The sequence below is a fragment of the Metasolibacillus sp. genome (assembly GCF_025291715.1).
Taxonomy (GTDB): domain Bacteria; phylum Bacillota; class Bacilli; order Bacillales_A; family Planococcaceae; genus Metasolibacillus; species Metasolibacillus louembei.
In genome coordinates this window covers 1-25,228 of record NZ_JAMBIZ010000027.1, presented here as the reverse complement: position 1 = coordinate 25,228, position 25,228 = coordinate 1, and the positions used below count along the sequence as shown (strand labels likewise).

Sequence of the window (25,228 nt, the reverse complement as noted above, 5' to 3'; positions counted from 1 at the left end):
CTTTTTTTGTCGGTAACTGACAATTATCCACCAAATCACTGAAAGTTAAAAATATATCTACACTTTCTGGTTCATTTCGTAATTGTTTGTGTGGTAACTAACAACTGTACATGAGAATCTCTCTTTTACTTAATTTTATTGGATGTAATTGGATAATAAATGCATGTGACTTGTTGATTTAGCCCTTTTATTCCATAAAATACGTTCTTACTTCATCAGGCATTTCTTGCATATTAATAATTTTTATTTTTGTTTTACCTGGAGTCGTTTCAATCAAATAAGAATTCGTAGCTCCTTGAATAACAGTAAACTGCTGAATTTTGTCAGGCGGTAAAGGATCATTCATCATTTGAAGATAAACATTTTTATCAATAATGATATTTTCTTCTGTCAGCGTTAAGTTGAGAAAATCATCTTAATAAATTTGTTTTTAGCTATAGCAAATGTTTTACCCCTAGAGTGCTTTTAGCATATCATAAATAATATTATCCGTGCACCGCCATTATTCCGCCAACATCCCGTCAATTTTTTGTCGGTAACCGACAATATCCCGCCAAATTGCCAAAAAATAAAAAATATCTATATACATTGTCATAAAATTCGCTAAAATAATAAATGAGAAGAGGTTAACACAATGCAAGAGAATATCAAGCTAGCATAGCCCTATAAAAGCAACGTAGGAAAAAATAGTCGCTTTAGAAAATAGTTTTAATGAGTAATTAGTAGCATTAATGCATAAGTTTATGATATGGCAGCAACGATAAAGCTTCTTAATTTTAGCTTTTGATATTGTTGATGTTTTATTGCAATCTATCGAAAGCATATAACAGCTTCTCATATAAAAACATACTTACTAAAAATGATGAAATGAGGCGGATTAATTATGATGAAAATGATTCAATTTTTACGCGACAACATGGATATTGCAAAATTATTACATGAAGGAAAAGTATCATTAGTAGGTGTTACAGCACAGGAGCAAGCAGCAATTATAGAGGCTTTTGAGAAGGAGATACATTCTGATACGATGTATTGGAAATAAAAAATGAAAAAGCGCTATTTCATTTTTATACTTTATGTAGGGATTGCTATTTATTTATCTATTGTCGCTTATCATAAACCTTTAATTAAAATAGAGCTTCAGCAGCAACATGAGCAATGGGCTGTTGAAGCTCCATATTATAAAAAATGGGCAGCAGAGCAAGGCATTGAAGTAGGAGATGTTATTTTAAATGTTGATAGTGTGCCCATTAACGAAATATCCACAATTATATATGTTCATTCTATAAGAGCTGCTAATGAGCTGACGATTCAAAAACAGGACGGTACAATAAAGAAAATTGAAATATTACATAAAGATTTGCCTGCGCAATTTTATTTACATGTTATCTTACCAATTATTTATTTTGTGTTATCTTTAGGAGCGGGCTTCTATCTATATAAAAGACAAAAAGATATTGCAAGCATGAAATGGCTGATTCTCTTTATATTAACAATTGCATTAGCTTATTTAAGTAGCACAGCTTCTAGTAAACTTAATCTTCTAGGTGGTATCGTAACAAATGGAGGAATTCTTCTTGCTCCATTAGTATTATTGCAATTTTTGCAAAACTATTATCGTTATTTACATATTAAGTGGACATTTATACAGCGCATTGAAATGTTATACATATTACCAGTAATAGGTGCTGTACTAGGTGGTGTTGAAATAGTCTATCCATTTTTAAGAAATACTACTTCTTTAATTATATTAACAACATCATTCTTACTCTTCGCTTGTTCATTATGGATATTACTACACGGCTATTATAAAACACGCCTGATACAATTACGCTTATTAATTTTAAGCGTAATTTTGCCGTTTTTACCATTCTTATTGTTATTTGTCGTGCCTGAAGTAATTAGACAACGCCCGATCCTAGAGGCAGAGTACAGTATATTATTTGTTCTTTTAATTCCATTTTGTTTTATGTTTTTACGTGTGTCAGAGCGCTTATTTGATATTCATTACTATATTACACGAACAAGCTATTATTTAGTCGTGACATCTGCTTTAACGATATGGCTGTGGCTAGGGCTATATTTCTTAATGGACAATGTGCCAAATGGAATACTTGTTGTTTTTTTATTTATTTCCATTTTGCTATTTTTCTATATAAAAGAAAAAGTAGATGCGAAATATCGAGATATATTATTTACGCCAAAGGGGAATACGATACGGCAGCTATCCAAAGTAATTGATCAAATGAGCATTGCTTATCGCGTAGAGGTGTTGCTTTCCATTTTAAAGGAGGAGGCAGCTAAGCATTTAGAAATTCAAAATATCAAGATTGTGAATAATGATGGAAGTAGCAGACCTGCTGAATGTATTATGACAGATGAACAAATGCAGCAGTTGCATGCTGGAGAAATTATCAAGCTATCTAATGTATATGTAGCGCTTATTCATCAAGAGGCGCATATGCAAAGGCTATTACTTATTGAACATCAAGGAACAATCCGCTTAAAGGATGAGGAGCTTCTATGGCTAAAGCTTTTGTTGAAATATGCAGGAAGTGCTATTGAAAGCTTGAAAAAAATTGAAGAGCTATTAAGAGAGCTGCAAAGCTTACAGCAAACAGCGGAGCAGGAGCCTATATGGTTAAAGAAGCTCGTATGGCTAAAAGTAGAGCAAGAAAAGTATTATGTAGCACAAGAGCTGCATGATACAGTATTACAAAATTTAACACACCTCACACGTGAAATAGGCTTGTTAGTAGAAGATGAAACAGCCGTTTCAGCACAAGAGTTGTATGAGCAAATGCATAATAATGTGCAGGATTTACGAGCCTATTGTGAGACATTGAAACCACCTGTATTAGACAAATTTGGTTTAACAGCAGCATTAAGCCAATTAGCCCAACAAGTAAGTAACAAAGCAAAATTCAAATTATGTACAACCTTTGAGCGTGTTTATTTACAGCATGAACAGCTACCTTTAGTCATTTATCGCATTGTACAGGAGCTGCTGAATAATGCCTTAAAGCATTCTGACGCAACAAAGGTAACACTTTCTTTACAGGAATTAGATGAAGGCTTTGAATTAATCTATGAGGATGATGGAATGGGCTGTGAGCTGGAACAAATGCTACAAACGGACTCTCTAGGTATAAGAGGGATTAAAGAACGAGTAGAGGCATTTAATGGCTATTGTCGTATCGAGGCAAATGTAAATGAAGGTGTATTTATTCATATTATCATAGAAGGGTCTGTGGAAGATGATTAAGGTGCTTATTGTAGATGACCATCCAATCGTGCTGGAAGGGTCAAAGCGATTAATGGAATCAGCTGACGATATTCATATCGATACAGAATTACAGGCGACAAACGTCGTGCATCAATTAGCTGAAAATGACTATGATGTTTATTTACTTGATGTGAATTTAGGGGAATCTGATGGTATTACTTTAGCGCAGCAAATTAAAGAGCACACAAAGGCACGTGTCATTTTATATACGGGGGATGACCCGACAAATTATTATTCACTTATTGTTGAAAAGAGGGTGGATGGGGTCGTGTCAAAAATGGCAACGCGCTTTCAAGTAATTCAAACAATTCGCGCGGCAATGCAAGGACTTATGTTAATACCAACAGATTTCCTCGATTACATTCATTTTAGTCGAGACGATATTGAATTGACAGCTAAGGAGAAAATGCTTCTTTCTTGGCTGCAAGAAGGGTTAACAAATAAAGAAATGGCAGTAAAGCTGCATACATCTGTTCGTACAATTGAGCGTTATTGGTCACAGCTGTTTCAAGTGTTAGGTGCGACATCGCGCGAAGCGGTGCTTGACATTATTAAGGAGCAACGACTTTTAGAGTGAGAAGAGATTCAAAAATTTTATCATGTACCGGGGCATAACGATAGTATAATAGAAGTAGTCACTATCAAGTGACGTGCTATGCATTTACTCGCACATTAAAGCGAAAAATTAGCTGTTAAAGAAGGGGGAACAACTGCTTCTTTAGCAGCTTTTTATGTTAAGAGCATTGAAAAAGCGTAAAAAATTTGTTAAGCTTACATTAGAATGATTCTAAAATAGTAATTGTGTTCATAGCATGTTCACAAACAAGTAATGAAATTGCGTATATTTATGGTACAATTAAAAATATGAATTAGAACGTGTGAGGTGTGGGGGTTCATGCATACATTGGTCGTAGGCTTGAATTATAAAACAGCGCCAGTAGAAATTCGCGAAAAGCTATCGTTTATTGAGAGCGAAATACCGAATGCCATGGAGGCGCTACAACAACAAAAGAGCATTTTAGAAAATGTAATTGTATCAACATGTAATCGTACAGAAATTTACGCGGTTGTTGATCAATTGCATACAGGACGTTATTATATTAAACGTTTTTTAGCAGAATGGTTTCATCTTTCAACTGAACAATTTGAAGCACATTTATTTATTCATGAAGAGCAAGAGGCAATTCAGCACTTATTTAAAGTAACAGCTGGGATTGATTCGATGATTCTTGGTGAAACGCAAATTTTAGGGCAAGTGAGAAAAAGCTTTTTACAAGGGCAAGAGCTTGCGACAACGGGTACGATATTTAACCAATTGTTCAAGCAAGCCGTAACGTTTGCAAAGCGTGCACATAATGAAACAGCTATTGGAGAAAACGCTGTTTCTGTATCGTATGCGGCTGTGGAGCTTGCAAAGAAAATCTTTGGTTCATTAAAGAAAACCCATGTGGCGATTTTAGGCGCAGGGAAAATGGGCGAGTTAGCGATTCAAAATTTATATGGCAATGGTGTAGGAAAAGTAACGGTTATTAACCGTACATTTGAAAAAGCACAAGATTTAGCAGTGAAGTTTGAAGGTCAGGCTAAATCGATGCAAGAATTGCAATGCATGTTGTTGGAAGCAGATATTTTAATTAGCTCGACAGGCTCAACAAATTATGTTATTGATTATGAGCTAATGCAATATGTGGCACGTATGCGCAAAGGGCAGCCATTATTTATGGTTGATATTGCTGTGCCGCGTGATTTAGATCCTCGCATTGCGGATTTACCAAATGTCTTCTTATATGATATCGATGATTTGCAAGGCATTGTGGAAGCGAATTTGGCAGAGCGTGAGAAGGCGGCTGCTGAAATTACGCATATGATTGGTTATGAAGTCACAGAGTTTAAAGCATGGTTAGCGACATTAGGTGTAGTACCTGTCATTTCGGCATTGCGTAAAAAAGCGAGTCGCATTCAAGAGGAAACGATGCTAAGCATTGAGAATAAAATGCCTGATTTAACAGAGCGTGAGCGCAAAATTTTAAGCAAGCATACAAAATCAATTATTAACCAGCTATTGAAAGAGCCAATTTTGCAAGCAAAGGAAATGGCGAATTCTTCAAAAGCGAATGAGCAATTGCAATTATTCCAAGCAATCTTTGGTATTGAAGATGATGTGCAGCATGAAATGGTAACACCATATGAAAGCAAAGCACAGGTTCAGCCAAAGCTGGCATTCGAATCTTAACATCACCATTAGCGTGATGGAAAATGACAAAAATTTCGTATCTGTATGCTAAAATAAAAGATAGGGAGGCTGTCGTGAAAGCAGGTTGACACTTGCCTTTTGCGACAGCCTTTCGTCTATTTTCGAAACATGTTATGATGCTATTAAATGCTGACTAAAAGGGCGCTTTTCAATACGAGCCCCTTGAAACTTTGATGATAAAAGAAGGGATACGCATGTCTGAAATGATAATGACGAGGATTTATGAATCAATTGTGATACTTTATGCAATTGGACTCGTCTTCTACTTTATTGATTATTTTTATCGGCGTATTCAAGCACGACGTATCGCATTTTGGTTCGTGTCGATTGTCTGGATACTGCAAACAATTTACTTTATCTGGTTTATTTTAGAGATGAAACGATTCCCTGTATTGTCTTTATTTGAAGGCGTTTATTTTTATGCGTGGTTGCTCACATCGTTGTCTATTATTTTGCATTGTGTTGTGCGCGTAGATATGCCTGTATTTTTTATGAATATGCTAGGTTTTGTCTTCGTTACCATTCATTTATTAGCACCAAACGATGTGGTTGAGCCTGTACGAACTTCGCTCATTTCAGAGGTATTAATTATTCATATTAGCTTTGCAATTGCCTCGTATGCAGCGTTTACGTTATCGTTCGTTTTTTCGGTGCTCTATTTAGTGCTGTATCGCATTTTAAAGCAAAAAAAATTCAACCCGTTATGGTCACGCTTGCCGAATTTACAGCAAACGACGAGCTGGATGAGCTATTCGATGCTTGTAGGTATCCCTTTGCTATTCGTTAGCTTAGTGTTAGGATTAGAATGGGCGTTTTTATCAATTGACAAGTTTTCCATTATTGATGCGAAAATTTTAGGGTCATTTTGTATTGCCATTATTTATTTGGTTATTTTATTATTACACCGCAGCAAGAAAATGGTTAGTACAACATATGCATGGGCACAAATCTTTGTCTTTTTGCTCATTGTTATTAACTTCTTCTTAGGCAGTAAACTATCAACATTCCATTTATGGTATTAAGTGAAAGAGGTAGATTTTTAGTGAGAAAAATTATTGTTGGTTCACGTAAAAGTAAGCTTGCTTTAACACAAACAAATTGGTTTATTAATGAATTGCGTGCTTCAGGTGCACCTTTCGAATTTGAAGTAAAGGAAATCGTAACAAAAGGTGACCGTATTTTAGATGTACAGCTGTCTAAAGTGGGCGGTAAAGGCTTATTCGTTAAGGAAATCGAGCAAGCATTGTACGACAAAGAAATTGACTTTGCAGTGCATTCGATGAAGGATATGCCTGCTGTGTTGCCAGAAGGCTTAGTGATTGGTTGTATTCCGCCACGTGAAGATGCACGTGATGCATTCATTTCAAAAGGGCATGTGAAATTTGCCGATTTACCAAAGGGTGCTGTTGTTGGCACAAGCTCATTGCGCCGCAGTGCACAGCTTTTACAAGTGCGACCAGATCTTGAAATTAAATGGATTCGTGGCAATGTTGATACGCGTTTAGCGAAGCTTGAAACAGAGGAATATGATGCGATTATTTTAGCAGCAGCGGGCTTAAAGCGCCTTGGCTGGAGCGATGATGTAGTGACAGAGTATTTAGATCTTGATATTTGTTTACCAGCAGTTGCGCAAGGTTCATTAGGGATTGAATGTCGTGCAGACGATGTGGAGCTACTGGAGGCTCTTTCAAAGTTAACAGACGAGGCAACTTGGCAAGCAGCACATGCTGAGCGTACATTCCTTGCTGAAATGGACGGAGGCTGTCAAGTACCGATTGCAGGCTATGCCACGGTTGATGGTGACAATATTACATTGACGGGCTTAGTCGCTGCACCTGATGCTTCTGTTACATACAAGGAAACGATAACAGGAACAGATGCGGCAGAAATCGGCAAAGAAGTAGCGGCGTTACTAACGAAGCAAGGAGCATTTGAGCTGATTCAACGTGTGAAGGCTGAGCAAGATGCATAGTAATGTCCTACTTACAGGGAAAACGATTTATGTAACAGGCACACAGAAGGTACAGACGATTGCGCAGCTTGTTGCACAGTATGGAGGAGAGGTGCAAGCCTTTCCTCTCATTGCAGTACAAACGTGTGAAAGTGAAGAAGATGCTGAATGGCTACAGCGTCTACCCGCGTATGACTGGCTGATTTTCACAAGCCAAAATGCGGTAACAAGCTTTATGCAAAAGGTCAAGCATGTATCAAATCGCATTGCAGCTGTAGGGGCAAAAACAAAGGAAGCGCTAGAGCAGTATGGCTACACTGTGGATTTTGTCCCAAGCGTTTATAGTGCAGATGTGTTTGTGAAGGAGTTCCCACAAGTAATGGGAGAGGCGACTTGCCTTTTTTTACGAGGCAGCTTAGCAAAAACTACGATAAAAGATGCTTTATGCTGTGATGAATGGACGATTTATGAAACAGTGCCTACGACAGCGCATGTACAAGCAATGAAGGAAAGCTTATTACAAGCAGCAGAGCCGATTGTCGTTTTTGCGAGTCCTTCAGCGGTGCAAGTATATGCTGAACATATTGTCCCAACAATTGGCTGGCAGGACATAACCGTTGCTTCCATCGGCCATATTACAACAGCCGCTTTACAAAAGTACGGTGCAACTGTTACTGTACAGCCACAAACATACACAATGCAAGCAGTGATAGAGCAATTAATAGGAGGAATTACAAAGTGACACAATTACATTTCCAAAGACACCGCCGTTTACGCCAAAGCGCAGGGATGCGTGCAATGGTAAAAGAAACGTATTTGCATAAGGAAGATTTCATTTATCCGATTTTTGTTGCGGAAGGGGAAAATATTAAAAATGAAGTGGCATCAATGCCAGGTGTTTTCCAGCTTTCTTTAGACAATTTAGGTGCTGAGCTAGATGAAATCGTAGCGCTAGGTATTCCAGCCGTTATTTTATTCGGCTTACCTGCTGAAAAGGATGCTATCGGCTCTGGTGCATATCACGATCATGGTATTATTCAAAAGGCAACACGTTATGCAAAGGAGCGTCATCCAGAGCTTCTTGTTGTGGCAGATACGTGCCTTTGTGAATATACAGACCATGGACACTGTGGCGTTGTAGAAGGCGAGCAAATTTTAAATGACCCATCATTAAATTTACTAGCACAAACAGCGATTTCACAGGCGAAGGCTGGGGCTGATATTATTGCGCCATCGAATATGATGGATGGCTTCGTAGCGGCGATTCGCGCAGGATTAGATGAAGCAGGCTTTGCTCATATTCCGATTATGTCATATGCGGTGAAATATGCTTCTGGCTATTATGGCCCGTTCCGCGAGGCAGCAGACGGTGCGCCAAAGTTCGGCGATCGTAAAACCTATCAAATGGACCCATCTAATCGTCTAGAGGCGATGCGTGAAGCAGCATCTGACGTGGAGGAAGGGGCAGATTTCTTAATCGTCAAGCCAGCTCTTGCATACATGGATATTATTCGTGATGTGAAAAATAACTTTGCTTTACCTGTTGTTGCTTACAATGTGTCAGGTGAATATGCGATGGTGAAAGCAGCTGCTATCAATGGCTGGATTGATGAAAAAGCAGTTGTAATGGAAACACTTCTTGGTATGAAGCGCGCGGGTGCAGATTTAATTATTACATACCATGCAAAAGATGCCGCACGTTGGTTGGAGGAGAAATAATATGCGTTCATATGAAAAGTCAAAGCAAGCATTTAGCGAAGCCATTGATTTAATGCCAGGTGGCGTCAACAGCCCTGTTCGCGCATTTAAATCAGTCAATATGAGTTCGATTTTTATGGAATCTGGTCAAGGTGCAATCATCCGTGACATTGATGGTAACGAATATATCGACTATGTATTATCATGGGGACCATTAATTTTAGGCCATACGCATCCTGAAGTTGTCGCGGCGATTAGTGAGCAGGCAGCAAAAGGGGCTTCATTTGGTGCGCCAACTTTATCTGAAAATAAATTGGCAAAGCTAGTGATGGAGCGTTTACCATCGATTGAAATGATTCGTTTCGTGTCATCAGGTACGGAAGCAACGATGTCAGCACTACGCTTAGCACGTGGCTATACAGGACGTGATAAAATTTTAAAATTCGAAGGCTCTTATCATGGGCATGGTGATTCATTATTAATTAAGGCAGGCTCTGGTGTCGCAACACTTGGTTTACCAGATAGCCCAGGCGTACCAGCAGATGTTGCCAAAAATACATTAACAGTGGCATACAATGATTTAGAATCAGCGAAATTAGTATTCGAAAAGTTTGGCAACGAGTTAGCGGCTGTTATTTTAGAGCCTGTTGCAGGCAATATGGGCGTTGTACCTCCACAACCAGGCTTCTTAGAAGGCTTGCGCGAGCTAACAACAGCACATGGCACATTATTAATTTTTGATGAAGTCATGACAGGCTTCCGCGTAGATTATGGCTGTGCGCAAAGCTACTATGGTATCACACCTGATTTAACTTGCTTAGGTAAAGTAATCGGTGGTGGTTTACCAGTAGGTGCTTTCGGTGGGAAGCGTGAAATTATGGAACAAATCGCTCCAGCAGGCCCGATTTACCAAGCGGGTACATTATCAGGAAATCCACTTGCGATGACAGCAGGCTATGAAACATTAGTGCGCTTAAATAAAGAGTCATACGACTATTTCCGTAAGCTAGGTGATCAGTTAGAGGAAGGCTTCCGCGCAGCAGCAACGAAGTATAATATTCCACATACAGTAAATCGTGCAGGCTCCATGATTGGCTTCTTCTTTACAAACGAGGAAGTGATCAATTTCGAAACAGCGAAAACATCTGATTTACAGTTATTTGCAGAATACTTCAAACTGATGGCAGAGGAAGGCATTTTCCTACCACCATCACAATTTGAAGGCATGTTTATTTCAACAGCACATACAGAGGAGCATATTGCTAAAACGGTGGATGCTTTCCATAAGGTATTTGCGAGATTAGCAAGATAATCTAAAGCGAAAATATGCTTTTGTTGTGAAGTAGTAAATTTTTAAATGCCAAACCACTTCTTATGAGCTTACATAGGAAGTGGTTTTTAACTTGATACAGCCAATTTTTATAAATTGGGAAATAAATATAGGAAAAGTTATTTCAATCAAAGGGAGTGACCAACCTCTCCAACAGGTGTTATAGATTTTGAAGAGGTTTCCTATGTAAACTTAAAAAATCTTGCTGTAATTATGCTAATGCGTAATTGATTTATGCTGTTAAAATGGATCATCCATGTATTATGCTTCTTCCTTTGCTAAAAAACCCAAGCCTTCTTCAAGCGCAATATTACTTGTTCAATTTGTTGAAAGGTTAGGTTGGCAAAGCCTATTAATATTTTCGGATCAGTAGGCATCGTGCCGATATATAAGTGGCTACAAGGATAAACTTTGACGTGTTCTTCAAGTGCAAGTGCGATTAATTCCTCCTCACTATAAGTGCATTCAAGAAATAACGAATCCATTATTTTAGCAGCAAAAATACAAAATGATTATGCGGGATTTGTCCAATTATTTCCGGTATTTTCATCTGTTGCGATGAAGCGAGCATATATTTTGAATGATTTATTTGTTGTGGAAAAGTATCGCAGAAAGGGGGTTGCGGAACAATTAATGCAAGCGTCTTTCCGATTTGCCGAGGAACAGAATGCTCGCTATGTAACACTAGAAACAGCTATCACAAATGTTACAGCACAAGCGTTATATGAGAAAGTGGGTATGAAGGTGGAGGAGACAGTAAAACATTATATACGTTATTGGTAAAGGGAATTTTTCTCTCCTGCAAAACATATAGTAGTCGATAGGGAGGGAGAGCGATGAAAACAATTACTTGGGATATGGCAGAGCAATTTACATTTCCAGTTGGGCTTGGGGCATTAGAGGATGTTGTGATGGCACGTGTAACACCGCAATGGGAACAAAGCGAGGATGGGCAATCAATTCGGCTGACAGGCATTTATCATGTGGCAGCTTCTGTTGCCTTTAATCCTGCTGAGTCCATCCAGCAAGTACATGGCACATATATTGAACATATTGATATTGAGCAATCGACGGGTTATTTTGAGTATGCGTTGCCATTAGAAGTGGATTTGCCCGCACATAAAGTTACAGGGCCAATCGATTTAAAGGTGCAAAATCTAAAAGCGGTTCATGATGGGGCGAGCTGTCAGCTTGTTTGGCAAGTGACATGTGATTTTGCGGAAGATAAGGCAACGGTAGCTGTTGCTGAGTCAATTGCAGAGGTTGTGCAGCAAATCGAGGAGCCTCCTGTCGCAATAGTTCAAGAAGAAGTGATATTACAAGTTGAAGAGCCGCTCACAGCAAAGATTCAGGAAGAGGTTGCTGTACAACAAGAGGAAGTAGCAATCCCTGTCTCTCATGAAGCAGCAGAGGTAGTCCACCATAAAGAATCTACTAGCCATCTTGTATCGGTACATCAGGAGCAAGTTGTAGCTGAAACGTCATTACAGGATGATTTTTTAGCTGATTTAACAGAAACATACAGTGTGTTAAATGTTCGCTCAACTAGAATAGAGTAAAATACTTATAAAGTTGCTAGGAAAATGGGGTGATTATTTTCCTAGCAACTTTTCTTAAATCCAATCAGTTAATAATAAATAAGCAAGTAATCCTAAAATTGCTAACAAAATTAAATCGCCCGTTGTGGGGACAATAAACACACGCACGCCTTGAAAGATGACAATAGGCAAAATAATCGTGCGACAATAAAAGCGTGTTTTGCGTAGCCATGGTGGTAGCAAATAAGGATTATAATTTTTTCGACGCATAAAAAACCATCCTTCCACTTGAAATTCAACGTTAAATTATATACAATATGTTCAAGTTAAATAGTTGATGCAATGAGTAGGAAGAGTAAAATGTCCTCGTTTGGTTAGAGAGGGAGCGGTAGCTGAAAAGCTCCTACAATACGAACATTTGAATGTAGCCTAGGAGCAGTTTTTGTGAACGATAAGTAGCAAAAGCCGGTTAAACACCGTTATCTGAATTGAGAGCCAATCCTTTTTGAGGATTGGAATAAAGGTGGTACCGCGAACAAATTATATGCACTCCTTCGTCCTTTTTATAGGCGAGAGGAGTGTTTTTTTATTTTTAATCTTAGGAGGAAGACAACATGACAGAACAGCTAACGATGTCAACAAAGTATGAGCCAAATGCCATTGAAGCAGGGCGCTATGAGTGGTGGCTTAAAGGGAAATTTTTTGAAGCACAGACAGCTAGCGATAAAGAGCCTTATTCAATTGTAATTCCACCACCAAACGTAACAGGTAAATTGCATTTAGGGCACGCATGGGATACGACGTTGCAAGATATTTTGATTCGCATGAAGCGCATGCAAGGCTATGATGCTCTTTGGCTACCAGGAATGGATCATGCAGGAATTGCGACACAAGCAAAGGTAGAGCAAAAGCTACGCGAACAAGGCGTAACACGCTATGACCTAGGACGCGAAAAATTCCTCGAAAAAACATGGGAATGGAAAGAGGAATATGCAGGTCATATTCGCGATCAATGGGCGAAGCTAGGCTTAGCATTAGACTATTCACGTGAGCGCTTCACATTAGATGAAGGTCTATCTGATGCTGTAAAGGAAGTATTCGTTCAGTTATATGAAAAAGGCTTAATTTATCGCGGTGAGCGCATTATTAACTGGGACCCAGCGGCGAAAACAGCGTTATCAGATATTGAAGTAATTTATCAAGATGTACAAGGTGCATTTTATCATATGAAATACCCGTTAGCAGATGGCTCAGGATATGTGGAAGTTGCAACAACGCGCCCTGAAACGATGCTAGGAGACTCAGGTGTAGCGGTGCATCCAGATGATGAACGCTATCAGCATTTAATCGGTAAAACGGTTATTTTACCAATCGTAGGACGTGAAATTCCAATCGTAGCAGATGACTACGTAGATAAAGATTTTGGAACAGGTGTTGTAAAAATGACACCAGCGCATGACCCAAATGATTTTGAAGTAGGTAATCGCCATAATTTAGAGCGCATTTTAGTAATGAATGAAGACGGCACAATGAATGAGCTAGCTGGCAAGTATAAAGACATGGATCGTTTCGAATGTCGCAAGCAAATCGTAGCGGATTTACAGGAAGCAGGCGTGCTATTCAAAATTGAAGAGCATATGCATTCTGTGGGTCACTCTGAGCGTTCAGGCGCTGTTGTCGAGCCATATTTATCAGCACAATGGTTTGTAAAAATGCAGCCGCTTGCCGATGCATCGCTTGAATTGCAAAAGGATGAAGCAGGCAAAGTCAACTTCGTACCAGCACGCTTTGAAAATACGTACGCACGCTGGATGGAAAATATTCGTGACTGGTGTATTTCTCGTCAATTATGGTGGGGTCACCAAATTCCAGCATGGTACCATAATGAGACAGGCGAAATTTACGTTGGCAAAGAAGCGCCAGCAGATAGCGAAAATTGGACACAGGATGAAGACGTTTTAGACACTTGGTTCTCATCTGCTTTATGGCCATTTTCAACAATGGGCTGGCCAGACGCTGAAAATGAAGAATTTAAACGCTATTACCCAACAAGCACATTAGTAACTGGCTATGATATCATTTTCTTCTGGGTTTCTCGCATGATTTTCCAAGGACTTGAATTTACAGGTGAACGCCCATTTAAAGATGTATTAATTCATGGTTTAGTGCGCGATGCAGAAGGACGCAAAATGTCCAAATCGCTCGGCAACGGTGTTGATCCAATGGATGTTATCGATCAATACGGTGCTGATTCATTGCGTTATTTCTTAGCGACAGGCTCATCGCCAGGGCAAGATTTACGTTATTCAACAGAAAAAGTAGAGGCAACTTGGAATTTTGCCAATAAAATTTGGAACGCCTCTCGCTTTGCCTTGATGAATATGGACGGCTTAACATATGATGAAATCGATTTAACAGGCAATTTATCAGTTGCAGATAAATGGATTTTATCTCGCTTAAACAATACGATCGAACGTGTAACAGCATTATCAGATAAATATGAGTTCGGCGAAGTTGGACGCGAATTGTATAACTTCATTTGGGACGATTTCTGTTCTTGGTATATCGAAATGGCGAAGCTGCCACTATATGGTGAAGATGAAGCAGCGAAAAAGACAACTCGTTCGGTGCTAGCGCATGTATTAGATCAAACGATGCGTTTATTGCACCCATTCATGCCGTTTATTACAGAAGAAATTTGGCAGCACCTACCACATGAAGGTGAATCCATTACAGTAGCAGCATGGCCAACTGTCAACCCTGCTTTCAACTTCGAGCAAGATGAGCAAAGCATGAAGCTGCTTATGGATATTATACGTTCAGTGCGTAACATCCGTGCTGAGGTAAATACACCGATGAGCAAAAAAGTAGGGCTTTACGTATCGGCAAAAGATGCAGCGACAGCAACAGTGCTTGAAACGAATAAAGCATACATCGAAAAATTCTGTAACCCAGAGCCTTTAATCATTGGCGAAAATGTGGAAGTACCAGGACAAACGATGTCAGCAGTTGTAACAGGTGCGGAAGTATTTTTACCGTTAGCTGGTTTAATCAACGTAGAGGAAGAAATCGTACGCTTAGAGAAAGAGCTGGAAAAATGGGCAAAAGAAGTGAAGCTCGTAACTGGCAAGCTATCAAACGAAAAATTCGTGTCGAAAGCACCAGAAGCATTAGTACAGGCAGAGCGTGAAAAATTAGCAGATTACGAAGAAAAACACGCAACGGTTGAAAAGCGTTTAGCAGAACTAAAAAATATGTAAAAAAGAAGGGCGACTGATAAGCATTAGTCGCCCTTTTTCTGGAAACGTGGAATAAATCTCGAAAAACATGGAATAAATCCAAAACAAATGGAGTGTAGGCAATGTTTCAAACGATGCAGCAATGTACAGATTTTATTTTTCAATTAAAGGCAAGCAGCTATAAAGGCGAGCCGTTGGAGGCAATGAACAAAATATTGGCAGCGCTTGGACATCCAGAGCGTAAAACGAAATTTATTCATTTTGCAGGCTCTAATGGCAAAGGCTCAACATTAAATGCGACGAGAGAAATTTTAATGGCGCATGACTGGACTGTAGGCGCTTTTACTTCACCACACTTAGAGCGAGCAAATGAGCGCATTACGATTAATCAGCAAGAAATTTCAGACGAGCAGTTTTTACGCTATGCCAATGCGGTAGCACAGGCTGTCGAGGAGCAGTTAAATGGGCAATTTCCAAGCTTTTTTGAAGTCGTGACATGTATTGCACTTCAGCATTTTGCAGAGGAAGAGGTCGATATTGCATTGCTTGAGACAGGTATTGGTGGAAGGCTTGATGCGACAAATGTTGTGATACCTGAAGTGAGTGTCATTACAACAATTTCGTTGGAGCATACGGATTTATTAGGTGATACACATGCACTAATTGCGGCTGAAAAGGCAGGCATTATTAAAAAAGGTAAGCCTGTCGTTGTTGGTGTGGAGCATCCAGAGGCGAGAGAGACTATTCGCCAAATCGCACAGCAGCAGGAGGCACCAAGCTATTTATTGCATGAATCGTTTCAGGTTGAGCGCTTGGCAAATGGGGCATTTCATTATAAAGGGGATTGTAGCATTTCTAATATTCAACCAGCGATGGAAGGGATACATCAGCAAAATAACGCAGCCTTAGCGATTACAGCGAGCAAGCTAGTGTTAAGGGAGCTTAGAGAGGAAGCAGTGCGTGTGGCGTTACATCGTGCCAAGTGGCAAGGTCGCTTTGAGCGCTTTGGCACAAATCTTATTTTAGATGGTGCACATAATTCGGAAGGAACAGCTGCCTTAATTCAAACATTGCAGCAAGTAGAGCCAAATAAAAAATACCATTTTCTCTATGCGGCATTGCAGGATAAAGATCATGCTGTGAGCATTCAAATGATGGAGCAAGTCGCGACTGCACTGTATTTCACAACAATTCAGATGCCGCGTGCGATGTCAGCCCAAGCTTTGGCAGCACAAAGTCCCCATTCACATATTGTAGAGGATTGGGCAAAATTTTTAGCGGAGCAACAATTGGCAGAGGACGAGTTGCTCATTATCACGGGCTCCCTCTACTTTATTGGTGAGGTACGTACATTTTTAACACAGCGAGGTGTGCAATGATACCGAAATTAGATGAATATAAAAAACGTTGGCAATTGCCAAGTGACGATGTGATTAAGCCAGGCTTGCAACGCATGTTACAGGCATTGCAACAGCTTGGGCAGCCACAGCAATCATTGCAGGTCATTCATTTCGCAGGCACGAACGGCAAGGGCTCGACATTGACATTCGTTGAGCAAATGGCTAGAGAGCATGGCTTAACGGTGGGTAAATTTATGTCACCGTGTATTGTCGATGTACATGACCAAATTCAAATGAATGGACAACCTATTACGCAAGTACAAATGGATACAGTTTTCAAACAGATGGTGACAGCAGGGCTACAAAATTTATTAACAGATTTTGAGCTACTAACATGTGCAGCATTGCAGCATTTTCACAATGAGCAGGTGGACTTAGTATTGCTGGAGGCAGGTATGGGAGGGCGTGAGGATAGTACAAATATCGTGATGCCTATTGTTTCTGTTATTCCAAGCATTGCACTAGAACATACCAATTTTTTAGGCACAACATTAGCACAGATTGCGGCACATAAGGCAGGCATTATTAAACAGGAAAGACCTGTTGTGATTGGGCGTTTGCCTAAAGAGGCATATGAAGTTGTCAAAGCTGAGGCTCAACATCAAAATGCGCCATTTTTTGCGCTTGGTGAAGTATTTGAAATTGATGGGACAACATATCATCATAAAGCACGTCAGCTTGAAATTCGCAACTTGCAAAGAAGGCTTTTGGGCACGCATCAAGGGGAGAATATGGCAGTTGCGATTACCTCCTTTTTAGAGGCTGCCGCTACCCTTTCCATAGCAGTTGATATAGCTGCCATTGAACGTGCTGTCTATGCAGCACAAGTAGCTGGGCGCTTTGAGCAAGTATTGCCACATGTTTATTTCGACGGTGCACATAACCCAGCGAGCATTGCGGCACTTGTCCAAACAATTCAGCAGCAATTTCCGAATGAGCAAGTGGAAATTGTGCTAGGAATGCTAGCAGATAAAGATGTCGCACAGGCGATACAGCTACTAGCACCTGTCGCTAGCAAATTTATTTTTGTCGATTTTGACAATCCACGTGCAATGAAGGCAACGCAAATGCTTGAAATGCAGGCTGGTACAATTATGACATTGCCACAAGCTGCAAATTATTTAAAGCATGATTGCCAGACGAAAATTGTCACAGGCTCCTTATATTTATTAAGCGAGCTACGAGCTTTGTAGAAAAATAGCGAAAACTTTTTTGGCGAGACTGACATAAGTCTTGCCTTTTTTCATAGCAAATTTGCTACGGTACTTATAAGGTGGTGAAAAGCATGCGAAAAAATGAATGGATTCGAGCCGCGTTACTAGGAGTTGCCTCAGGATTAGTTGGTGTTGCGCTATTTGTCGTCGTGTTAAATTTTGTAGGTAAGGAGGAAGTGAAGGAGGAAGTTCTACCAGTCCAACAAGAGGTCATTGAAGAAGAAAATGCTTCTTTTTATGCGAGTCAGCATGGGCTTTTTTCAAGTAAGGAAGGGGCACAGCAATTTATTGCAGAAAATCCCCTTTTGAATAAAGCAGCGATTATTGAAGTAAATCAACAATTTTTCGTTTGGTCAGCACTTGCGACAAATAAACAGCCAGAATCATTAACGCCATCTGCTTTTTTTAAGCAATTGTCGGTTGTTGCTGGATGTACAGAGCCAACGCTACAAAAATTACCTGAAATTTTAATGGATGAAAAGTATCTAAAAAATTATTTTGAACAAACGCCAAAAGAAGGGGAAGTGCCCGCTGATTGGGGAAAGATACTCACAGCTGTATCAAGCCTTTCCAATGATATCAACGTCATGCGCTTACATCTTTTAGTCCATTATTATGGGGAAAATGATTGTTTGAAAATTGAGTTTTGAGTAGCTGTTTTTCGGGCAAAATTTAAATTTGGACATTTGATAAAATTGTTCAAAAATGACTTTCTCCGCTATGATAGAGCTAGTAGGAGGAGATTTGAATGAATATTATTGCACAAACAGAATTTGTACTGGCGTCAGCATCACCAAGACGCAAGGAGCTATTAGCGCAGCTAGGTATAGCGTTTGAGGTCATAACAAGTAACGTAGAAGAAACAAGTGTACAAGCGCAATCTGTCGAACAGTATGTGCAGGAGGTTGCCCGTTTGAAAACACGAGATGTCGCTGCACAATGTGGGAAGAAAACGGTAATTGGGGCTGATACAATTGTTGTCTTTCAAGACCGTTTACTACATAAGCCTAAAAATCGTGCAGAAGCGATTGCCCATTTACAGGCGTTATCTGGCAATGCCCATCGCGTATTGACGGCAGTTGTCATTATTCAACCAGATGGTGAGGAAACGGTTTTTGTAGAAGAAACAGTTGTGAAATTTAAGCAGCTATCCTTTGAGCTAATTGAAGCGTATGTTGATTCTGGTGATCCATTTGATAAAGCAGGAGGCTACGGTATCCAAACACATGGTGCTCTTTTTGTTGAGCGAATCGAAGGTGACTATAACAATGTCGTAGGGTTTCCGTTAGCCTCGTTATTTGAACAGCTCATTCATCTGCGCCTCCTAACATTTTAACGGAAAGGTTGTGAAGCCATCGTATGTCAATGCTCCCAGAATTGAAAATTCGCGATGTCCATGAAGCAGATCGCCCTAGAGAACGCCTCATACGTCAAGGGGCAGAAAGCTTATCGAATCAAGAATTACTGGCCATTCTATTACGGACAGGCACAAAAGAATCCTCAGTGCTCGCACTCGCCAACCGAGTACTGGTGGATTTTGAAAAACTCCACGCATTAAAGCATGCCACATTTGAAGAAATAACATCCATTAAAGGTATCGGCGAAGCGAAGGCTGTACAATTATTAGCTGCCATTGAGCTAGGAAGGCGTCTCGCACAAAAGGAAATAGATTCCCGCTACACCATCCGCTCACCCGAAGATGCCGCTACTTTTTTAATGCCTGAAATGGAGCCTTTAACACAGGAACATTTCGTGGCACTTTTCCTCAATACGAAAAATCAAATTATCCACAAGCAAACCATTTTTATCGGCTCGCTTAATGCCTCCATTGTGCATCCTAGAGAGCTTTATCGTGAAGCAATTAAGCGTTCTGCTGCTTCTATTATTTGCGCACACAATCACCGGAGAATGGATATGTTTCTTTTTTATTAATCACCTGTTATATTAGGTATTAACTAAAAATATTAGTTAATACCTAAAATGCGAGGTTATTAAATGGGGAAGCAACCTTTTCTATCTGTTATCAGTAATAAACAAGAATTAATTTTTTCAACATATGAAGAATCGAGAGAATACCAAGCAAAGTTAATAGGATTGTGGGAACAGCAACAGCGTGTTCTAGGATATACAGAGCACACTATAGCACTAGGAACAAAATGCTTGAATGAGTTCTTAGATGTGTCAAATAAGTTCATATGGGAAGTTACAATGTCTGATGCAGATAAATTTTATTTGGGCTTGGTTGGAAGAGGATTAGCCTATTCAACTAGGAGGAAATATCAATCCACTATTTCTACATTTTTAGAATATCTAAAGACAAGGCATGGTCATGAAATATGGGAGAGGTATAAAGTACAAGTACCTAACTTATTAGATAAATTTAACCGTTACTACCATAGAAAAGATGATCATAATGGTCAAGTAATACCTCCAAAACCTGAATTACTTGATAGGTTTTGGAATGGTATGAAAGAAGAAATGAAAACAGCAAGAAAATACTCTACTGTAGCGAGGGACTATACTCTTTTTAGGATGTTAGAATTAACAGGGTTAAGAACTCATGAAATAATCATGATGGATGTAAAAGACTGTAGGTTTGACTTGGGGGAAAAAGGTAAACTCCATGTTCGCTTTGGAAAAGGGTCTAAAGGGTCAGGATTTAAGCGAAGGTGGGTACCAATGTTGGATGATGTAGAAATACTCCTAAAATGGTACTTAGAAAGGATCAGACCTCTTTTCACTAACGAAACTGAAGGGCCTTTATTCTTATCTGAAGGTGGAGTAAGGCTGAATAAACATACAGCTAGAAAGAGTTTAGCGAGAAGGCAAGAAAAGATGGGTTTTACTAAAGAGGAGATTTTCAGTCCTCATCAATTACGTCATTCATTCGCTACTCGTCAGACAGAACTAGGCGTTGACTTATTAACGCTAAAGGAACTATTAGGTCACGCAGATGTCGCAACTACATTTAATTACTCTAATCCTGGTTCAGATCATTTGGAGAAAAGAGTGAGGATGGCTCAAGAAAAATGGCGAAATCAATTATTAAACTTTAATAAAAAGGGTGAATGAATTGGCGATTGAATGGAGATTAAGAAAAGTCATGGCTGATATTGGAATATGGTCTGGAGCTGAATTAGGTAGGCTTTTGGAGGATAAGGCAGGCTATAAACTATCTCCTCCCTCAATAAGCGCTTTATTAACTAATGAACCTAAGCAAGTAAAGACTCAAACAATGGATGCGCTTTGTACCGCATTAGAATGTACTCCAAATGATTTATGGAAACACACTCCTACACCAGTGAAAAAACTTGAAAAACCAACGAATAACAAGTTGGCGAAGGCGGTTAATGAATCTATTTCTGAAGATAAGCTTCCACCAATATAGGAGAATGATGAACATTATTACATGTGTATCTTGTGAAAGAAAACTAAATACATCAGAAATTAATAAGAAAGCAACCGTCTGTCATAATTGTTTGAGTAAAGCTCGTGTAGAGAGAATCCAAACCGAAGATTTTCTTAAAGAAAATTTCACAAAAACATGGAGTGCAACACTATTTAAAAAATATATTATGTATTTAAAAGAACTAGGTATTGGTGTAGAAACAATTCGTAAGAATAGTAGTAAGGTGTTACGGTTTTTACAAGCAGCTGAAAAAGAGCTTTTAAGCCCTTCTGATATTAATGAAGGATGGCTGATATCTACATTAGAAAAGACCCCTAATTCCAAGAGAATAAAATTAAGTCTATTTAATTTTTTTATTAAAATAGGTTATTTAAGTGTTAACGCAGATGAGGGTATTCTCACTAGTATTAGAGAGGTTTTAAAGCAAGTTCCTAAAGGATTTATTCGTCTCTTGGAGATATATTTCAACGAAAAAATGGAACTTAGGAATAGACAAGTAAAATTTAACGCGAGAAACCCATTATCCCTATTAACAGTAAAGGCGGACATAGTAGTCTTTGTTAGATTAGTCCGATGGCTTCAAATTAACTGTAAGCATATAGAATCCTGGGATACTGTTCAACAAGAAGATGTTCATGAATTTCTTTTAACTTTAACTCCTAAGAATCGTGAGATTGTGAGAAAAGATTTATTAGTTCTGTTTAAGTTAGCCAAAAGAAAAAGGCTAATAACTCATATACCAATCTTGGATATAAAATCTAGAGAGCTTCCTCCAACTATCGAGCCATTAACCTTTTTTGAGCAAGTAAATGTGGCTAAATTAGTTAAAAGTAGACTTTACGAACAACCCTTAGAGTGTTTATTGACTGTGCTATCTTTTTATCATGGGCTATCTTCATCACATATTAGTAATATAAAAATAAGTGATGTAAAGGTTGAAATGAAGGCGATTTTCCTCAACGATAGACCACCAGTTTATCTATCTGATGATGAACTGGTATTAATAAATGAATATGTTAAACAGAGATCGAATAATAGAAACGCAAAGAATAAGATTTATTTAATTCTAAGTTCAAGTTCATCAGGGGTATATCAGGATCGTCCAATCAATAATCAATTCATAGCAAGAAAAGTAAAGGCCTTTTGTGGTTTTACACCTAAATCTCTTAGAATTACTTGTTTTAATATGATAGCAAGTAACTTTGGACCACAAATACTTGTAGAAGGGTTTGGTCTATCACTTACACAGGCTTCAAGATATGGGAAGTTAGAGGATTATCTTATAGAGGAAAGTATAAGTCATCAAAGAGCACTTCTTCATAACGAACAAAAGAATTAAGAGTAGAGTGTGTGTAAATAATAACTAATACTCGTATTAATATTAATGAATTAATATAAAAAATGTTCTCTCAAATGCTTAAGGATAAAATACTGGGCAACTAGGGTGATTATAATGAAAAATATAGACACCAAAAGGAAAATTAATTTTATTAAATGTTAAGTGACAATAAAGTTGTTTAATTTTGAAGCTGAAAGAATGAATTACACCGTCCGCATATGCGGACGGTGTAAAAATAAAGTTGTTTAATTCCTTTTATAATTACTGAATAGGAACTTAAGGAAGCTACAATAAAGTCGTTTGAAAATCATAATCTTATGCAACAATCGCGCCCGATTGCTTAAGAAAGCTAGAAGTCATTTAATTTATCTCTGGTATTCAACTTTTAAATTGAATTTGTCTTCGTTTATATACATTCAAGGTGATCAGCCAACTAGTGACAACGACTCCTGTAAAAAGGAATAGCATATTACTATACAAATAAGTGGATTGATCAAGGTCCATAGGTAGCAACTTCTGATTCAGTAAGCGTACAGATAATAAACCACCAACAATTGCAATACCTATTCCCTCTGATAAAAAACTGGTAAAATTAAGCAAACTCATTCCGGCACCAGCTTCCTTTTGTTTCAAACTACTTGAAACAATTGTAGATATAACTGTTTTGGTGAATGACAGCCCACCAAAAACAAAAACTAATATAATTGTCAGTAACCATGGTGTTACTTCTAAAAAAAAGGCAGCAATTAAAAAGCTAACGGAAAGAAATGTAACTCCAATGGTTAACACGTACAATGGACCTTTTCTATCAACAAGTAATCCACCAATGTAACCGAAGATAATAACGCTCATTGTTCCAGGGAAAATAATCACACTGCCAATTGCAGCAGTACTTAGTTGATGTACATCTTTCATCATGTAAGGAACCATAGAGATAAACCCTGCTACTGTACCAAATATAAGTCCTCCACAAAGGACACCAATTATAAAAGAAATATTTTTCCCCAGTGCAGGTTCAACAAAAGGTTCTGTTACTTTCCTAATATGTTTTACAAATATCAGGAATGACAGAATACTGATGATCAGAAAAGAAATGTTATAAGATGTTGTAAACAGCATAAAAAATACAATGCCCACTGACATTAGTATAATTCCTACAATATCAAAATGACCTTTTATCCTTACTTCTTTTTTCAACAATTTAATAAGGAACGGAACAGTGATAATTGTCATCATTGGAATGAGCAGAAGATAAGACCAATGGATAAAATGAGCTATCATTCCACCAATAGCTGGACCGATACCTTCTCCCATAGCTACTATGGAGCCAATAAGACCAAACGCTTTACCCCTATTTTCCTTTGGAATATAGCGCGCAACTACAACCATCACGAGTGCTGGAAATGCAGCTGCACCAGCTCCTTGAATAAATCGAGCCAGAATAAGTATGGGAAAAAAAGAATGTCCAACAAACCCAATTACCGATCCGAAGCAATTTATTATAATCCCAAATAGGAGTAACCTTTTAATGCCTAGCTGATCAGATAGCTTTCCATATAGAGCTGTTCCAATAGAAAAGGTTAACATAAAGGCTGTGTTCACCCAGTTTGTACTCGCCGGTGATTTATTAAAATCATTTGCAATATCAGGTAATGAGACGTTCAAAACCATTTCATTTAATACGCTAAAAAAAGATAGAACGCAAAGCCAAATTAAAATTTGGTTGTGTCGTAAATTTGATTGTGAATAAGACGTATTCACATTTCGCCCTCCAATAATGAGGGTAGACGCAGTTTATAGGGCTAATGATACGTTTCCCTCTTTTAATTGAACCCTGTTACATTCATTGCACTTCATAATTAATGCCTCCTAATCTTGATTGAAACATTTTACCACATACAGATGTCACCGTCAACCCAAATTGAACATTTTTTGCTCATTAAGGATGAACACTTTTTATTCGGTAAAGATTCTTTGTTGATGTTTTAAACGATGACTTTCATTGTTCATATGAATGACCTCGACTCTGTGTAACAGGCGGTCTAAAATAGCAGTCATCATCCCTTGGTTATCCACTAACTCTGTCCATTCTTCTGGACTTCGATTTGATGTCAATATTAGCGAACTTTGTTCGTATAGCTGATGTACGAGTTGAAAGAATAAAGTGGCTTCCCGTTGATCTAAAGCCATATACATCACATCATCAATAATAATTAAATCTGATGCTCTCAAACGTTTTAATTGGATTTGTGAGCGATGTGTAAATTCTTCTGTTTTCAATAACTGAATTAATTCTCCCATTGTTATGAAATAGACTTGAAAGCCTTTTTGAATGGCTTCAATGCCTAAGCCTACGGCCAATAATGTTTTCCCTGCACCAGGTGGTCCCAAAAGAATTAAATTGTAACTTTGCTCTAACCATTGGAACTCCTGCAGCTGTTTCATTTGGCGCTCTGTAATCGCTGTTTGCTCCTCTAACTGAAACATATGCAACGGCTTATGGTATGGGAAACGTGCCCACGATAAACGCTTTTCGATACTCTTTTCTTCTCGTCTTCTAAGCTCTAATG

25 protein-coding genes, 1 pseudogene and 1 other annotated feature are annotated in these 25,228 nt (G+C 38.6%); of the genes and pseudogenes, 20 read left to right on the top strand and 6 right to left on the bottom strand.

The genetic code is table 11. The features are described 5' to 3' along the window. Window positions 1-187: 187 nt before the first annotated feature. Window positions 188-349 (bottom strand): hypothetical protein, encoded by a 162-nt coding sequence (locus tag M3Z76_RS14960; protein ID WP_293928588.1) that lies wholly within the window; start codon window positions 347-349, stop codon window positions 188-190. 534 nt (window positions 350-883) lie between these two features. On the opposite strand from M3Z76_RS14960, the gene comX reads away from it, so the two are divergent. The 9 genes from comX to hemL all read left to right on the top strand — a co-directional run bounded on the left by comX (window position 884) and on the right by hemL (window position 10,501). Further along, window positions 884-1,042 carry a competence pheromone ComX gene (comX, locus tag M3Z76_RS14955; RefSeq protein WP_293928587.1) on the top strand — a complete coding sequence of 53 codons (159 nt, stop codon included), beginning with the start codon at window positions 884-886 and terminating at the stop codon, window positions 1,040-1,042. A 3-nt stretch (window positions 1,043-1,045) separates the two neighbouring features. Further along, entirely contained in the window at window positions 1,046-3,265 is a 2,220-nt protein-coding gene (locus tag M3Z76_RS14950; protein ID WP_293928585.1) for a sensor histidine kinase, read from the top strand. Further along, window positions 3,258-3,863 carry a response regulator transcription factor gene (locus M3Z76_RS14945; protein WP_293928584.1) on the top strand — a complete coding sequence of 202 codons (606 nt, stop codon included), beginning with the start codon at window positions 3,258-3,260 and terminating at the stop codon, window positions 3,861-3,863. The genes M3Z76_RS14950 and M3Z76_RS14945 overlap by 8 nt, the downstream gene beginning before the upstream one ends. A gap of 318 nt (window positions 3,864-4,181) precedes the next feature. Beyond that, window positions 4,182-5,519, top strand: a complete 1,338-nt coding sequence (gene hemA / locus M3Z76_RS14940) for a glutamyl-tRNA reductase (RefSeq protein ID WP_293928583.1) — start codon at window positions 4,182-4,184, stop codon at window positions 5,517-5,519. A gap of 215 nt (window positions 5,520-5,734) precedes the next feature. Further along, window positions 5,735-6,562, top strand: a complete 828-nt coding sequence (ccsA, locus tag M3Z76_RS14935) for a cytochrome c biogenesis protein CcsA (RefSeq protein WP_293928582.1) — start codon at window positions 5,735-5,737, stop codon at window positions 6,560-6,562. A 20-nt stretch (window positions 6,563-6,582) separates the two neighbouring features. Next, window positions 6,583-7,512, top strand: coding sequence for a hydroxymethylbilane synthase (hemC, locus tag M3Z76_RS14930; RefSeq protein WP_293928581.1), 930 nt, complete (start codon window positions 6,583-6,585; stop codon window positions 7,510-7,512). Beyond that, the gene (locus M3Z76_RS14925; RefSeq protein ID WP_293928579.1) at window positions 7,505-8,233 is read left to right on the top strand and encodes a uroporphyrinogen-III synthase; all 729 of its coding nucleotides are present in this window, start codon (window positions 7,505-7,507) and stop codon (window positions 8,231-8,233) included. The genes hemC and M3Z76_RS14925 overlap by 8 nt, the downstream gene beginning before the upstream one ends. Next, the gene (hemB, locus tag M3Z76_RS14920; protein WP_293928577.1) at window positions 8,230-9,210 is read left to right on the top strand and encodes a porphobilinogen synthase; all 981 of its coding nucleotides are present in this window, start codon (window positions 8,230-8,232) and stop codon (window positions 9,208-9,210) included. The genes M3Z76_RS14925 and hemB overlap by 4 nt, the downstream gene beginning before the upstream one ends. A gap of 1 nt (window position 9,211) precedes the next feature. Further along, on the top strand, window positions 9,212-10,501 hold the full coding sequence (hemL, locus tag M3Z76_RS14915) for a glutamate-1-semialdehyde 2,1-aminomutase (protein ID WP_293928575.1): 1,290 nt from the start codon (window positions 9,212-9,214) through the stop codon (window positions 10,499-10,501). Window positions 10,502-10,797: 296 nt separating this feature from the next. On the opposite strand, the gene M3Z76_RS14910 is transcribed toward hemL, so the two are convergent. Continuing rightward, window positions 10,798-11,004: a hypothetical protein gene (locus tag M3Z76_RS14910; protein ID WP_293928628.1), complete on the bottom strand. Its 207-nt coding sequence runs from the start codon at window positions 11,002-11,004 to the stop codon at window positions 10,798-10,800. On the opposite strand from M3Z76_RS14910, the gene M3Z76_RS14905 reads away from it, so the two are divergent. Both M3Z76_RS14905 and M3Z76_RS14900 read left to right on the top strand, forming a co-directional pair. Next, window positions 10,979-11,302 carry a GNAT family N-acetyltransferase gene (locus M3Z76_RS14905; protein WP_293928573.1) on the top strand — a complete coding sequence of 108 codons (324 nt, stop codon included), beginning with the start codon at window positions 10,979-10,981 and terminating at the stop codon, window positions 11,300-11,302. The genes M3Z76_RS14910 and M3Z76_RS14905 overlap by 26 nt on opposite strands. A 53-nt stretch (window positions 11,303-11,355) precedes the next feature. Then, complete coding sequence (locus M3Z76_RS14900; protein WP_293928572.1) at window positions 11,356-12,078, top strand: hypothetical protein; 723 nt, start codon at window positions 11,356-11,358, stop codon at window positions 12,076-12,078. 54 nt (window positions 12,079-12,132) lie between these two features. Here the strand turns inward: M3Z76_RS14900 and M3Z76_RS14895 are convergent, their stop codons facing one another. Next, window positions 12,133-12,327 (bottom strand): hypothetical protein, encoded by a 195-nt coding sequence (locus M3Z76_RS14895; protein ID WP_293928570.1) that lies wholly within the window; start codon window positions 12,325-12,327, stop codon window positions 12,133-12,135. 63 nt (window positions 12,328-12,390) lie between these two features. Then, window positions 12,391-12,622, top strand: a binding site (T-box leader). A 49-nt stretch (window positions 12,623-12,671) separates the two neighbouring features. Here M3Z76_RS14895 and M3Z76_RS14890 point away from each other — a divergent pair. From M3Z76_RS14890 to M3Z76_RS14850, 9 genes and pseudogenes are all read left to right on the top strand, one after another. Then, entirely contained in the window at window positions 12,672-15,317 is a 2,646-nt protein-coding gene (locus M3Z76_RS14890; RefSeq protein WP_293928568.1) for a valine--tRNA ligase, read from the top strand. Window positions 15,318-15,418: 101 nt separating this feature from the next. Next, a complete protein-coding gene (locus tag M3Z76_RS14885; protein ID WP_293928566.1) occupies window positions 15,419-16,675 on the top strand; it encodes a bifunctional folylpolyglutamate synthase/dihydrofolate synthase in 1,257 nt (418 codons plus the stop codon). Further along, entirely contained in the window at window positions 16,672-17,889 is a 1,218-nt protein-coding gene (locus M3Z76_RS14880) for a bifunctional folylpolyglutamate synthase/dihydrofolate synthase (RefSeq protein WP_293928564.1), read from the top strand. Before M3Z76_RS14885 ends, M3Z76_RS14880 begins: the two co-directional genes overlap by 4 nt. A gap of 92 nt (window positions 17,890-17,981) precedes the next feature. Beyond that, a complete protein-coding gene (locus M3Z76_RS14875; protein ID WP_293928562.1) occupies window positions 17,982-18,560 on the top strand; it encodes a hypothetical protein in 579 nt (192 codons plus the stop codon). Window positions 18,561-18,658: 98 nt separating this feature from the next. Further along, window positions 18,659-19,246: a Maf family protein gene (locus M3Z76_RS14870; protein ID WP_293928560.1), complete on the top strand. Its 588-nt coding sequence runs from the start codon at window positions 18,659-18,661 to the stop codon at window positions 19,244-19,246. A gap of 23 nt (window positions 19,247-19,269) precedes the next feature. Continuing rightward, window positions 19,270-19,812, top strand: a pseudogene (gene radC / locus M3Z76_RS14865) (RadC family protein); the annotation flags it as partial. 93 nt (window positions 19,813-19,905) lie between these two features. Next, on the top strand, window positions 19,906-20,982 hold the full coding sequence (locus tag M3Z76_RS14860; RefSeq protein ID WP_293928558.1) for a tyrosine-type recombinase/integrase: 1,077 nt from the start codon (window positions 19,906-19,908) through the stop codon (window positions 20,980-20,982). A 31-nt stretch (window positions 20,983-21,013) separates the two neighbouring features. Beyond that, on the top strand, window positions 21,014-21,298 hold the full coding sequence (locus M3Z76_RS14855; protein WP_083600205.1) for a helix-turn-helix domain-containing protein: 285 nt from the start codon (window positions 21,014-21,016) through the stop codon (window positions 21,296-21,298). Window positions 21,299-21,302: 4 nt separating this feature from the next. Beyond that, on the top strand, window positions 21,303-22,658 hold the full coding sequence (locus M3Z76_RS14850; RefSeq protein WP_293928556.1) for a site-specific integrase: 1,356 nt from the start codon (window positions 21,303-21,305) through the stop codon (window positions 22,656-22,658). Between the two features lie 378 nt (window positions 22,659-23,036). Here the strand turns inward: M3Z76_RS14850 and tet(L) are convergent, their stop codons facing one another. From tet(L) to istB, 3 genes are all read right to left on the bottom strand, one after another. Continuing rightward, on the bottom strand, window positions 23,037-24,419 hold the full coding sequence (gene tet(L) / locus M3Z76_RS14845; protein WP_068450235.1) for a tetracycline efflux MFS transporter Tet(L): 1,383 nt from the start codon (window positions 24,417-24,419) through the stop codon (window positions 23,037-23,039). Between the two features lie 33 nt (window positions 24,420-24,452). Continuing rightward, window positions 24,453-24,515, bottom strand: a complete 63-nt coding sequence (locus M3Z76_RS19790) for a tetracycline resistance efflux system leader peptide (protein WP_013762478.1) — start codon at window positions 24,513-24,515, stop codon at window positions 24,453-24,455. A 99-nt stretch (window positions 24,516-24,614) separates the two neighbouring features. Next, window positions 24,615-25,228: IS21-like element helper ATPase IstB (gene istB, locus M3Z76_RS14840; protein WP_295656856.1), on the bottom strand; the 614-nt coding region annotated here is incomplete at its 5' end.

Excerpts from the sequence above, each read along its gene's own strand:
- M3Z76_RS14950 (WP_293928585.1), top strand. The coding sequence starts at position 1,046 with ATGAAAAAGCGCTATTTCATTTTTATACTTTATGTAGGGATTGCTATT.
- hemA (WP_293928583.1), top strand. The coding sequence starts at position 4,182 with ATGCATACATTGGTCGTAGGCTTGAATTATAAAACAGCGCCAGTAGAA.
- comX (WP_293928587.1), top strand. The coding sequence starts at position 884 with ATGATGAAAATGATTCAATTTTTACGCGACAACATGGATATTGCAAAA.
- M3Z76_RS14870 (WP_293928560.1), top strand. The coding sequence starts at position 18,659 with ATGAATATTATTGCACAAACAGAATTTGTACTGGCGTCAGCATCACCA.
- M3Z76_RS14945 (WP_293928584.1), top strand. The coding sequence starts at position 3,258 with ATGATTAAGGTGCTTATTGTAGATGACCATCCAATCGTGCTGGAAGGG.
- M3Z76_RS14910 (WP_293928628.1), bottom strand. The coding sequence starts at position 11,004 with ATGGATTCGTTATTTCTTGAATGCACTTATAGTGAGGAGGAATTAATC.
- M3Z76_RS14925 (WP_293928579.1), top strand. The coding sequence starts at position 7,505 with ATGCATAGTAATGTCCTACTTACAGGGAAAACGATTTATGTAACAGGC.
- M3Z76_RS14880 (WP_293928564.1), top strand. The coding sequence starts at position 16,672 with ATGATACCGAAATTAGATGAATATAAAAAACGTTGGCAATTGCCAAGT.
- M3Z76_RS14860 (WP_293928558.1), top strand. The coding sequence starts at position 19,906 with ATGGGGAAGCAACCTTTTCTATCTGTTATCAGTAATAAACAAGAATTA.
- M3Z76_RS14900 (WP_293928572.1), top strand. The coding sequence starts at position 11,356 with ATGAAAACAATTACTTGGGATATGGCAGAGCAATTTACATTTCCAGTT.
- M3Z76_RS14885 (WP_293928566.1), top strand. The coding sequence starts at position 15,419 with ATGTTTCAAACGATGCAGCAATGTACAGATTTTATTTTTCAATTAAAG.
- M3Z76_RS14850 (WP_293928556.1), top strand. The coding sequence starts at position 21,303 with ATGATGAACATTATTACATGTGTATCTTGTGAAAGAAAACTAAATACA.
- M3Z76_RS14895 (WP_293928570.1), bottom strand. The coding sequence starts at position 12,327 with ATGCGTCGAAAAAATTATAATCCTTATTTGCTACCACCATGGCTACGC.
- M3Z76_RS14875 (WP_293928562.1), top strand. The coding sequence starts at position 17,982 with ATGCGAAAAAATGAATGGATTCGAGCCGCGTTACTAGGAGTTGCCTCA.
- M3Z76_RS14890 (WP_293928568.1), top strand. The coding sequence starts at position 12,672 with ATGACAGAACAGCTAACGATGTCAACAAAGTATGAGCCAAATGCCATT.
- M3Z76_RS14960 (WP_293928588.1), bottom strand. The coding sequence starts at position 349 with ATGATGAATGATCCTTTACCGCCTGACAAAATTCAGCAGTTTACTGTT.
- M3Z76_RS14855 (WP_083600205.1), top strand. The coding sequence starts at position 21,014 with ATGGCTGATATTGGAATATGGTCTGGAGCTGAATTAGGTAGGCTTTTG.
- ccsA (WP_293928582.1), top strand. The coding sequence starts at position 5,735 with ATGTCTGAAATGATAATGACGAGGATTTATGAATCAATTGTGATACTT.
- hemL (WP_293928575.1), top strand. The coding sequence starts at position 9,212 with ATGCGTTCATATGAAAAGTCAAAGCAAGCATTTAGCGAAGCCATTGAT.